Consider the following 10,443-nt stretch of genomic DNA (forward strand, 5'->3'; position numbering starts at 1 on the left):
TCTCAGGCGCCTACGGAGAGCTGAGGCGGACCCCGTGCCCGTTACCCCGGTACGTACGAACGGGCGTGGCCCCGGGGGGGGCCGCGGGGGGGGGGGGCCCCCCCCGGGGGGGGGGGGGGGGGGGGGGGGGGGGGGGGGGGGGGGGGGGGGCCCCCGGGGGGGGGGGGGGGGGGGCCCCCCCCCGCCCCCGGCCGGGAACCCGCAGGCCGCGAAGCAAGGACCGCCCTGGCGGGCCGGCTACCAGGCCGACGTCGCGGTCCACTTCGCGCAGCTGCGGCTGGCGTCCCTCGGCAACAACGCCTGCACCCTGAAGGGACAGTGGAAGGAGGGCGTGATCGACCCGCAGACCGAGGCCTCGCTCATCTGCTACCAGAAGGCCGTCATGGCCGACCAGAAGACCACCCGCGTCCTCACGGCCACCGACCAGCTCGGCACGCTCGGCCGGGCCACCCTCGCCTCCATGTGGATGCAGGGCGTCACCGCCGACCGCCTGACCAGCGGGTCGAAGAACTTCGAGGTCACCCGGCTCGACGCGGCGCTGCGCTGGGCGACCCAGGCCACCATCTCCGACAACGACCTCCAGGCGGACCGGGCCTTCGCACAGCTCGGCGTCGACTACTTCAAGGCGGGCGGGAAGAACGGCGCGCCGACCGCCTCGGACACCAAGATCCGCGACCGGGTGCGCGCGTACCAGCAGTCGGTGAACCTCCCCGTGACGGGCGTCGCCGACGGGCGCACCGTCAACGCCCTGCTGGGCGGATCGGTCAACGGCACCGGCCGCCCGGGCCGTTGACCGGGCAGGTGCGTAGGTCGGAGCGACGCCGCCGGCGTGGGTCAGGGCGACGTGCCGTGGACGGTCCTCGCCGACCCGGAGGGCAACGAGTTCTGCGTCCTCGCCCCGTCCTGACGCGGAGACCCGCCGACGCGGGAGTCCCGGAGGGCGTCAGACGTAGTCGGCGGTGGTGCGCACCGCGCCGAACCGGGGGAAGATCCTCCGCACGGTGAGGTCGTGCTCCTCGGCCTCGAAGCCGGACATGGCGTCCGCGACGAACTCCACCTCGTAGCCGTGGTCGCTCGCCGCCCGCGCGCTGGACTCCACGCCCATCGTGGTGACCAACCCGCCGAACACCAGCGTGTCCACGCCGAGGGCGCGCAGCCGGGCGTCGAGGCCGGTGCCGTGGAACGCGCCGACGGTCCGCTTGACGACCAGCACGTCGTCCGGGCGGGCGAGATCCTCGGCGAAGCCGCTGCCGGGCGGCTGTTCGGCCACGCCCGGCCGCTCCACCCGGACCAGCACCACCGGGCGGCCGGCGGCCCGGAACGCGCCGGCCAGCCGGCGGCAGCGGTCCAGCACCTCCTCACCGGAGTGCGGCGCGAGGGGGAGGGCCACGATGCGGGGCATCAGGTCGACGAGGATCAGCGCGGTGGTCACCCGGGGATGGTAGCCACGCCGCGGGCGCCGCGTGACGGATCCCCGCGCCCCGGCCCCTGCTGCCGGTCCCCGGCCGGCGGGACGCCGCTCAGACGCGGTCGGCCTGCGCGTGGCGTTCGCGCATGCGCGCGACGACCCGCTCCCGGCCCAGGCGCCTGGCCTGGCGGAGCCTGGCCTCCGCCGCGAGGAGCGGCGCCCAGCACAGCCAGCCCCACAGGCTGTAGTCGAGGGTTCCGCTCAGCACCAGCGCCTGGTTGATGCCGAAGCTGAGGGCGAACGTGACCACGTACGCGGGGACCCGGTGGGCGAGGAGCAGGCGCAGGAGCGCGTTGCGCGGACCCTGCAGCAGCTCGACCGCCGCGGCCAGTTCGGCTGCCGCCAGGTCCTCCCCGGCATCCTGCGCGCTCGGAGCGCCCGCGGTGCCCCGCAGCGCGTCGGTGACCAGCGCGCTCCGGACACCGTCGGCCGCCCGCTGCTCCTCTACGTGCTCCTTCCCGCGCGCGGCGCCGGCCTTCAGGTCGTCCCAGTAGCCGCGGCCGGCCCAGCCCATCGCGTCGTCCACGCGCACGCGTTCGGCGGACCCCGGCGGCGCCAGCTCCTCGATCCTCGCCCGCAGGGGGGCCACACGGCTCGCCCGCGCGGCATAGGTGAAGGAGTCCGACCGCAGGCACAGTTCGAGGTACGAGACCAGGAGCCCGAGGTCGTCCGGTGCGAGCGCCAGACCTTCGCGGTAGGCGGTCTCCGCCTCGCGGTCGTGGTCGTCGTCGTCCTCCGCCATGTGGCCCTGCCCGAGCCAGCGGAGGAGGACCGGGTCCGGCCCGAGGGCCTCCAGCCCCGTGCGCGCCGTGGCCCGGACGTCGGCGAAGGCGCCCACTCCGAAGAGTTCCGAGCACTGCTCCGCGTACTGCTGCTGTTCCAACGTTCCCCCTGGTGATCCGAACCGACACTTTGCGGACCGTCCCCCGCTCCTGTCAACGGCCGCCGGGTCACGATCGCGCAGGTCAGCGGGTGCTCGCTCGGACCGGCGCGGGGCCGCCCCGCAGGTTCGGACCGATCCTGCGCCCCGGCCGACACCCCCTAGGATGCCTGGGTTCGACCGGGCGGGACTTCGGGGGTGCGTGGCATGAGCGGTTACGGCAACGGCGGTTACGGCAGCGCTGGGCACGGCCCGGCGGGCGGCGGCGCCGCGCATCCGCCGCCGGGCCCCTACGGCCCCCCGGTGCCCCCGCAGGGGTACCCGTACGGCCGGCCCGCACCGCCGCCGGGTTACCCGTACGCCCCGCCGGGCCCGCCGCCCGGTTACCCGTACGGGTATCCCTACCCGCTGGCCCCGCCACCGCGGGAGCCGTCGCGGGCGCGCAAGATCCTGCGCGGCCTGTACAACCCGCTGTGGGCCGCCCACCGGACCTTCCGCCCCGCACGCCCCGGGCGCGTCGACGACCCGCTGGTTCGCCGGCTCCAGTGGTGGCGGACCGGCCTGGGGCTCGTCGCCTGGGTGGGCCTGATGGTCACCTACAACGCCGTCACGAGCGCCGCGGACGTCCATGGGGTGGCGAGCGAACGCCTGGATCAGAGCTGGACCAGCGTCCTGACGCTCGTCTGCACCTTCCCCGTGGTGGTCGGGGCCTTCGTGGCGGCGGCGCGGGACGGGATGCGCCGGGTGTACCTGCGCCGGGCCCTGCGCCCGCTCGGCTCGGTCGTGGCCATGATGCTGTCCATGGGCACGGCGGCCCTCGCCATGGCGCCGGAACTGCAGGGGCTGCGCGACTTCGTGGGGCTGCCGGGGAAGATCGTCATGGTCGTGGTGTGCCTGTGGGCGATCGGCTTCGCCCTCTACGGCATCGGACTGTCGCTCGTGCACGTCTTCCGCACCGCCGACATCCACGAGGTCCTGCCGCCGGTCCTCGCCGGCATCCTGGTGTGGGAGATGGCGCTCCTCGACGTGATCACCGGTTCCTACGGCCAGGTCCCCCCGGGGGCCCGGGCGGCGTTCATCCTCGGCGCCCCCGTCACGGTGACGGCCCTGTCCTGCTGGGAGCTGTACCGGCTGCGGCGTCACCACGGGCTCACCCTCCGCACGGCCCTGCGCCGCTGACTCCCGCCGCGGACCGGGCATTCCGGTTCGCGTGATCCTCTTGACCGGCCCGGGGGCGGAGTACGGGGGAGTCCCCGCAAGGGAAGCCCGCCCCGGGGCGCGCTCCCACAGCGCGCGACCCGGGCGAACGCGCCGACCGGTGACGGTACCCGGGGTGCTCCGCGGCGGCCGTCCGTCCCCAACGGGCCTGCTCAGTAGGGGTGTCAGGGCGAAACGAGCGATTTCGTTGTATGGGGCACCGGGCCCGTCCGCCCGCCCCGCGACGGCGCCGCTGCCGTCGACGGACGCTGCCGGCCGTACGTCTTCCCGCCCGGCCTCGTTTGCCTGCGGCCGTGCGAGCGTGCACACTTGCGCGAATTCCGGTCGGGCGCAGCGTCGCACCTCACGACGGATACGCCCGGAACCGACGTGCGGGACATCAGCAAGCCAATCGGGAGCACGTGTTGAGTACATCGGGCACTGCCCGCCGGCAGCATCTCCGGACCCTGAGCGACGGGCAGCTCTGCGCCCTCCTGCGCGGACGCCCCGACACGCCCGACACCGACGCGTCCGCCGCCGGCACCGCCGGCACTGCCACTGCCACCGGCACCGACTCCGACTCCGGCACCGACGCCCACATCGACGACGTGATGGGCGAGGTGTTCACCCGGCACCACTCCTCGGTGCTCGCCTACGCCCGCACGTGCTGCCGGGACCTGTCCACCGCCCAGGACCTCGCGGCCGAGGCCTTCGCCCGGACCTACCGGGCCGTCTCCTGGGGTGCCGGACCCGAATACGCCTGGCGGCCGTACCTGCTGACCTGCGTGCGGCGCCTGGCGGCCGCCTGGGCCCGGGAGGGCGCCCGTACGCAGCTGTCCGACGACTTCGAGGAATGGGCCTCCCTCCTCGCGGACGGTCAGGACGCCGAAGAGGCCGTGTTCTCGGCGGAAGAGGGATCGCTCGTCCTGCGCGCCTACCGGTCACTGCCGGAACGCTGGCAGGCCGTGCTCTGGCACGCCGTCGTCGAGCACGAGCCGGCGGCCGAGACCGCCGGACGCCTCGGCATATCGGCGGGCGGCGTCGCCTCCCTGGTCGCGCGCGCACGGGAGGGCCTGCGGGAGGCCTACCTGCGTGCCCACCTGGCCCAGACCGCGAGCGACGAGTGCCGGCACTACGGTGGCCAGCTCGCCGCCACGCTCCGCCGCCCGGGCAAGCGGCTCACCCGGGACCTGGGCCGCCACCTCCAGGCGTGCGACGGCTGCGCACGGGCCGAGCGAGACCTGCGTGACGTCAACGGCCGCCTGGGCGTGCTGCTGGTCGGCGGGATCCTGCTGTGGAACCCGGCCGCCTTCCTGTCGACCCTGGGCGGGAACGGCACCCACCTCACCGCGGGCACGCTGAACGGGGTCCAGCTCGCCGGAGCCCGGGCCGGCGCCGCGAAATGGGCCGTGGCGGTGGCCGTGGCGGGAACCACGGTCACAGTGGTCGGCCTGCTCCCGGGCGACGCGGGACCCGCTCCGTCCGACCGGGCCGCCGCACCCGCCCGCACGGCCGCGGCCCCGGCCGGCCCGACCCCGGACGGGTCTCCGCCGGCGGCGCCACCGGTCGTGGCCATCGGCGTCCCCGCTTCCGGAACCGCGCCGTCCCCGCCCACGGCCACGCCGCTCCCCTCCGGCTCCGCATCGGCCACCGGGTCCGCCACCGCCCCGCCGACCTCCGCGTCGCCGTCGCCGGCTCCCGGCGGCAGCACCCTGGTCAACGTCGGCTCGGGGCTGTGCGTCGGACTCGGCGGCGCCGGATCCGACCTCCGCGTACAGCTGGAGAAGTGCACCGGAAAGGCCTCCCAGCGCTGGCAGCGCCTGCCCGGCCGCCACCACACCCACCAGCTCCGCAACGCGGACACCGGAACCTGCCTCGACGGAACCACCGGCGGCGGAAACCTCGTCGGGCTCGCCCTGCGCCCCTGCCGCACCGGCGCGGACGCCGCGAGCCAGCTCTGGCGCTTCGTGCCGGACGCCCGCGGAGGCGCGTACCGCGTCTGGTTCGTGCCGAGGGTCCCGCACAGCGACTACTCCGGCCACCTGCTGGGCCCGCGGAACTGGCCCAAGGCCGACCCGCCGCGTCCGGGCTCGGAGCTGGTGCACCTGCCCAACTACTACAACTCCGTCAACCTCCTCTTCGCCCTGGGGTGAACGCGCGTCCGGACCGGCCTCATCGATGTCGGTGGATCCCGGCCGGTGCGCTGCCGGGATGGCTAGCATGAGGGAATGGGGCTCGCCCCGTGACCGCCGGGGGAAGAGGACACGTGGTGCTGAGCAGGTCGTCGGACGGCATGCCCCGGAAGCTGCGCAAGGCCCTCAAGGCGGTCGAGCAGCGGTTCGGGCCGACCGGACCCGCCCCCAAGGACCTCGACCGGGCCGCCGCGGCGTACGGACAGGCGCTGACGGAAGCCCTTGGTCACGACTCCGCGGCGGCCCTGCGGCTCTTCGAAGTTCTTCGCCCACCTCGCCGAGCCCCTGCTGCCGGACCTGTTCCCCGTATGCCTCTTCCTGGGCCGGGGAGCCGACGCGGTACGGCTGCCCGACACCGAGGTCCGCAAGCGGGAGGCGCTGGACTGCTGCGCCGCCCCCCCCGGCTGGACGACGTACGAGCAGGACTGGTGCTGGCCCGCTCGCCGGGCACCGACGCCTCCGAGCACGAGCGTTTGGGTCGCCTGCAGCGATGCCAGTCGCCCCGGGTAGGGAGCCGCCTTGACCGAGACTGGAGCATCGTCATCATGTGATGACAGACTCTGGCTTCCGCAACGATGCGAGACCGGATGTGCAACGCCATAACCTCCGCATGATCCGCACTCTCGGCCTCTTCGCTACCGGCGCGGGCGGGTCCGGAGCGCTCTTCATGTGGGCCTTGGGCGCCACCGGCTTCATGGAACCCGTTGCGGCCCACCAGACCGCCGCTCTCGGCCTCGCGGGCATCTCGGCCGCTGGAGTCGCCCCTCTGGGTGCGGCCTTCACCGCCCAGGCGTGCGCCGGGCAGGGGCGCTGACCATGTGGCAACTTGACTCCGACTCCCGCGCGGCGCACATCGGGGCAGCGCTCGGCTACCACGGCGATGACGAACGGGCTCCTGCCTACCGCGTCGGCCGCGCGCTCTACGAGCGGACCTGGAGTGACGGGGAATGGGAGGGGCCCGAGGACGGAGCGCCCTTCGCCCCCCGGACTTCTTGCGCGCGGTCTGTCTCTGCGGCTGGGCCTCGCCGGTGCTGGTCGACGTGTCCGTCCTGGACGTCCCGGCGGACTCCGCACGGTCCGCCGTGTTCGCCCTGGTCGGCCAGGACCGTGCTCGGGCCTGCTGGCTCGCCCCCGCGCTTGCCGCCACTTCCTGCGCCCCCCGCAGAAGCACGGAACGCCGTCCGCGACGCCGCTGCCTGGAGCCCCCGCCTTGCATCGGACCAGCCGCTCGCCGCTCTTTCGCTCGCCCGCAAACTCCAGCAGCTCGCCACCACCACGGCGGCCGCGGCGGTACGGCACGCGCGAGCCCTGGACGCCCCGTGGGAGGACATCGCCGGCGCACTCGGTACCTCCCGCCAACAGGCCTGGCGAAAGCACAAGGGACTACCCCCGCTGAGACCGTGTCCTATGGGGTGAGGCGGACGAGGCATTTGTAGCAGCAGATGGCGGCGGCGAGGCCGAGAAAGGCCAGGTAGCTGCGGGGGTGGCGTTCGTAGCGGTGGTTGAGGCGGCGGTAGCCGGCGAGCCAGGACATGGTCCGCTCGTCCCGGTCGAAGGCGGGGAAGCATCCGTCAGCGCTGCCCTTTCGACGCCGGTTGCCAACCTGGTCGGAGCGTTCGGGGATGGTGGCCTTGATGCCACGGTGCCTGAGCGCGGCCCGGATAGCCCGGGAGGAGTACGCCTCGTCGGCCAGCACCCGGTCAGGTCGGTGTCGGGGCCTGCCCATCCCGGACCGGGGAACGACGTAAATGGCGTTGCGGCGAACAGTGTGGAGTCGTTGACGTTGTCCGGTGTCAGGACGATGGACAGCGGCAGGCCTCGTCCGTCGACGGCCGGGTGGACCTTGGTGGTCAGCCCTCCCCGGGATCGGCCGAGAGCCTGCCGCGCCGCCGAGCGTTGCGGATCCTCCAATGTGGCCCTGCAGGGCTCCCGTTACCGCGCCCGCGCGGCTCCGAGCTCCGCGAGTGCGGCCAGTTGGGCCTGGCCGAGTTTGTCACGGCGGGCTTTCAGATTTCCGTACCAGATCCCCGTACGGTGATCCGCCCCGTCGGGCAGGACTCCGACCACGGAGCGCGCGGGCAGGCCGCCTTTCCGCGCGACGTACTGCGCGAGGGCAGCCAAGCCCCGCTCGAACGCCTGCCGCGACTTACCCCAACCGCCCTTCGCCTCGCCCCACGCTGGGCTCGATCGCGGGCAGCAGGCCGCCGGCCCTCCGAGTGCTCTGTCGATGGTGGGATTCATCGGGTTTCCCACGAGCAGCGGGCTGTTTGCCGCTGCGGTCTGGAGCAGGGCCATGGGGATCCAGAGACGCTTCTCGGTGCCTGCCGACCACCGCGGTTCTTCACCGGCTGCCAACGCCGGGCGGCGCCCACCGCAGGGGTGGACGCCGCCCGGTCGATGGCAGGAGGTCAGGCGAGGTGGAAACCTGCGCCCACGCCCCCCCGGGCACTCATGTCGCTGATGATGAACTCGATCGAGGTGTGGCCGGGGAAGCCCCAGAGATTGCCGACGAGGGTGGTTCCGTCGACGACGGGCCCGCCGGAATCGCCACCGTTGGTGGCGATGGCGCTGGTGAAGCGGCCGATGCTCGCCGGGCCGTGGCCGATGACGTTGCCGCAGGTCTTCCCAGTCCGGTGGCCCATCTTGCACAGGCGAGTGCCGACGGCGGGGCGGGCGCCGAGTGAGGTGATGGTCACCGAGCCCGACGGGCTGTTGACCGTGTTCGTCGGGGTCACCTTGGCCGGGTCGAACTTGATCACGGCGTAGTCGGGGCCTGCCACGCCGCCGGTGTAGTAACCGTTGCCCTCGCTGATGTAGGTCACCTCGCCGATCACGCCGACCTCGAGGAACTCAAGGCTGCTGGGCAACGGGGCGGGGGCGAAGAAGGTGCCGTGCGGAGACCTGTCGAGGTAGACCTTGTCGCCGTGCACCTTGTTGCCCGCGCTGTCGACGAAACAGTGCGCGTTGGTCAGGCCCACGAGGTTGTCGGCGTTGTCATAGCCGACCGCCGTCAACGTACAGCTCTTGATCTTCGCTTCCGTCGGCGTCTGCACGAACTGCTGGAAGATCCCGGTGCCGCCGCCGATCGGGTAGAGGGTGTCGGCTGCCTGGGTCGCGGGGGCCCGGGTGTCGGCCTGGGCCGCAGGGGCCACGGGGGCGAGTAGCGAGGCCGCCATTGCCGCGGTCAGGACAGCGGCCTTGCGTATGAAGTGGGGCATGTTCACTCACTTTCCGGGAGAGATCAAGACGCCGGGCGTCGCGGGCGGCGCCGTTAACACGGGCCCCAGCCGGAATCGGCCAGGGGCCCGAGCGGTTATGGCTGTTTGAGGGGCAGACCTTCACCAGGTCGTAGGTGCCGGTGTCGTCCGGCTTGCCGCTGCTGTACTGGCGCATGAACTCGCCGTCGGCGTAGCGGTCATGGCCGATCATGTAGCCGGTGTACTTGTTCTGGGGGCCGATCTTCTTGGAACCGGGGATGTCGCGGTAGAGGTAGTACTTGCCGAGATCGGCTGCGGTACAGGTCTGGCCGGGCTGGGCCGTCTGCTGGGCGGCGGCCGGTGCGGCGGCCAGGCCTGCGGCGGCCGTCGCGGTGGCTGTGAGCACTCCGAGCTCTCTGCCCAGGCAGGTTCTTGTGCGGCGCACCGCTATTCCCCCCTTGCTGTGTGCTCTGTGAGGTAAGCGTGAGCGTGAGCGAAGGTAGCGCCGCCGGGGGCGGCAGAGCGATACCACAACTGGCCAAACGTGATCAAGAACTGTCCCGTATTCGATTGGCCAGCACCCGCCCGTGCTGTTCGTCGTCAGCCACATCGGTGCCCGCGACCCCAACCGGCCCATCCCGCGGTGGGGCTGCAAGCTGAGCGGCGGGGTGTGGGTGTCCCCGTACGACGACGTGACGGTGACGGGCGCCCGCTGGTCAGGCGAGCCGGAACCGCAGGTCGCCCGCCGCCCGGCGTACCTCCTCGTGCTGGCCCTCGTCGTCGAGGAGCCCGAGGCGCACCACCAGGGCCCGCGCCTCGTCGGCGCTGATCAGCTTCAGCCGGGGCTCGGTCACGGAGTCGAGGAGCACCTGCCCGCCGACCTGCTCGCCGCTCTGCGCAGGCTGGCAGAGCGGTCCGCCACCACCCCCGTGCCGCCGGGCCAATACGAGAGCAACCCGCTGTTCAGCGTCCCGGACCTGGTGGACGAGGTGGCGGCGGCTCTCGGTGTCAGCCGTGACGCAGCCGCCCTCCAACTCCAGCTCCATGCTTTCGACTGCCCGACTGCCCGACTGCCCGACCGCCCGACTGCACGGTCCGCCGCTGGAACTCGTGGTCCAGCGGTCACCACCGCTCCGTGCGCAAGGAGCTGACCACTGCGAAGGCCCCGCGTCCCACGCCCGCCGCCCGCGCACGAGCAGTTCGCCCGCGCCTGGGCGGACAGCTGTCCGCATGGGCCTGGAGAGCCGGGGTGAGGTCCTCGTCCTGGAGGGCCATGGCAAAGGCTCAACGGCGAACGGGGCCGAGGCGCTCTTGCGGACCGGTCCTACGCTGGAGGCATGGCCACCGAGCCCTTGTTGAGACACGGCCCCGACTCGACGGATCTGGTCCTGCGCGCCGGCCCGGCCGGGCCGGCGCGGAACGCGCTGACCTCGGCGGGGTCGGCGCTGTTCATTCCGCTCGTCCTGGGCGGGCCGACCCTGCTCGTCGCCCTCTGGATGGCGCTGGCCG

9 protein-coding genes and 2 pseudogenes are annotated in these 10,443 nt (G+C 73.3%); 6 read left to right on the forward strand and 5 right to left on the reverse strand.

Translation table 11 applies throughout. The annotated features are described in order from the left end of the window. Nucleotides 1-331: 331 nt before the first annotated feature. Nucleotides 332-793: a peptidoglycan-binding domain-containing protein gene (locus tag ACZ6S8_RS36925; protein WP_469462439.1), complete on the forward strand. Its 462-nt coding sequence runs from the start codon at nt 332-334 to the stop codon at nt 791-793. 30 nt (nt 794-823) lie between these two features. Further along, nucleotides 824-901 (forward strand): annotated as a pseudogene (locus ACZ6S8_RS36930) (VOC family protein); the annotation flags it as partial. A gap of 42 nt (nt 902-943) precedes the next feature. Here ACZ6S8_RS36930 and ACZ6S8_RS36935 read toward each other — a convergent pair. After that, nucleotides 944-1,432: an isochorismatase family protein gene (locus ACZ6S8_RS36935; RefSeq protein WP_469462441.1), complete on the reverse strand. Its 489-nt coding sequence runs from the start codon at nt 1,430-1,432 to the stop codon at nt 944-946. A gap of 88 nt (nt 1,433-1,520) precedes the next feature. Then, nucleotides 1,521-2,351, reverse strand: a complete 831-nt coding sequence (locus tag ACZ6S8_RS36940) for a hypothetical protein (RefSeq protein WP_469462443.1) — start codon at nt 2,349-2,351, stop codon at nt 1,521-1,523. 204 nt (nt 2,352-2,555) lie between these two features. Here ACZ6S8_RS36940 and ACZ6S8_RS36945 point away from each other — a divergent pair, with 204 nt between their 5' ends. The 4 genes from ACZ6S8_RS36945 to ACZ6S8_RS36960 all read left to right on the forward strand — a co-directional run bounded on the left by ACZ6S8_RS36945 (nt 2,556) and on the right by ACZ6S8_RS36960 (nt 6,551). Further along, the gene (locus tag ACZ6S8_RS36945; RefSeq protein ID WP_469462445.1) at nt 2,556-3,527 is read left to right on the forward strand and encodes a hypothetical protein; all 972 of its coding nucleotides are present in this window, start codon (nt 2,556-2,558) and stop codon (nt 3,525-3,527) included. Between the two features lie 443 nt (nt 3,528-3,970). Then, the gene (locus ACZ6S8_RS36950) at nt 3,971-5,698 is read left to right on the forward strand and encodes a sigma-70 family RNA polymerase sigma factor (protein WP_469462447.1); all 1,728 of its coding nucleotides are present in this window, start codon (nt 3,971-3,973) and stop codon (nt 5,696-5,698) included. A gap of 261 nt (nt 5,699-5,959) precedes the next feature. Then, nucleotides 5,960-6,247, forward strand: a complete 288-nt coding sequence (locus ACZ6S8_RS36955) for a hypothetical protein (RefSeq protein WP_469462449.1) — start codon at nt 5,960-5,962, stop codon at nt 6,245-6,247. Nucleotides 6,248-6,347: 100 nt separating this feature from the next. Then, a complete protein-coding gene (locus tag ACZ6S8_RS36960; protein WP_469462451.1) occupies nt 6,348-6,551 on the forward strand; it encodes a hypothetical protein in 204 nt (67 codons plus the stop codon). Nucleotides 6,552-7,142: 591 nt separating this feature from the next. Here the strand turns inward: ACZ6S8_RS36960 and ACZ6S8_RS36965 are convergent. From ACZ6S8_RS36965 to ACZ6S8_RS36975, 3 genes and pseudogenes are all read right to left on the reverse strand, one after another. Continuing rightward, nucleotides 7,143-7,648: pseudogene (locus tag ACZ6S8_RS36965) on the reverse strand (IS5 family transposase); the annotation flags it as partial. Between the two features lie 497 nt (nt 7,649-8,145). Further along, nucleotides 8,146-8,955, reverse strand: coding sequence for a chymotrypsin family serine protease (locus ACZ6S8_RS36970; RefSeq protein ID WP_469462452.1), 810 nt, complete (start codon nt 8,953-8,955; stop codon nt 8,146-8,148). 695 nt (nt 8,956-9,650) lie between these two features. Next, nucleotides 9,651-9,980 (reverse strand): hypothetical protein, encoded by a 330-nt coding sequence (locus ACZ6S8_RS36975; RefSeq protein ID WP_469462454.1) that lies wholly within the window; start codon nt 9,978-9,980, stop codon nt 9,651-9,653. Between the last annotated feature and the right edge of the window lie 463 nt (nt 9,981-10,443).

Source organism: Streptomyces sp. NPDC048461 (genome assembly GCF_055587105.1).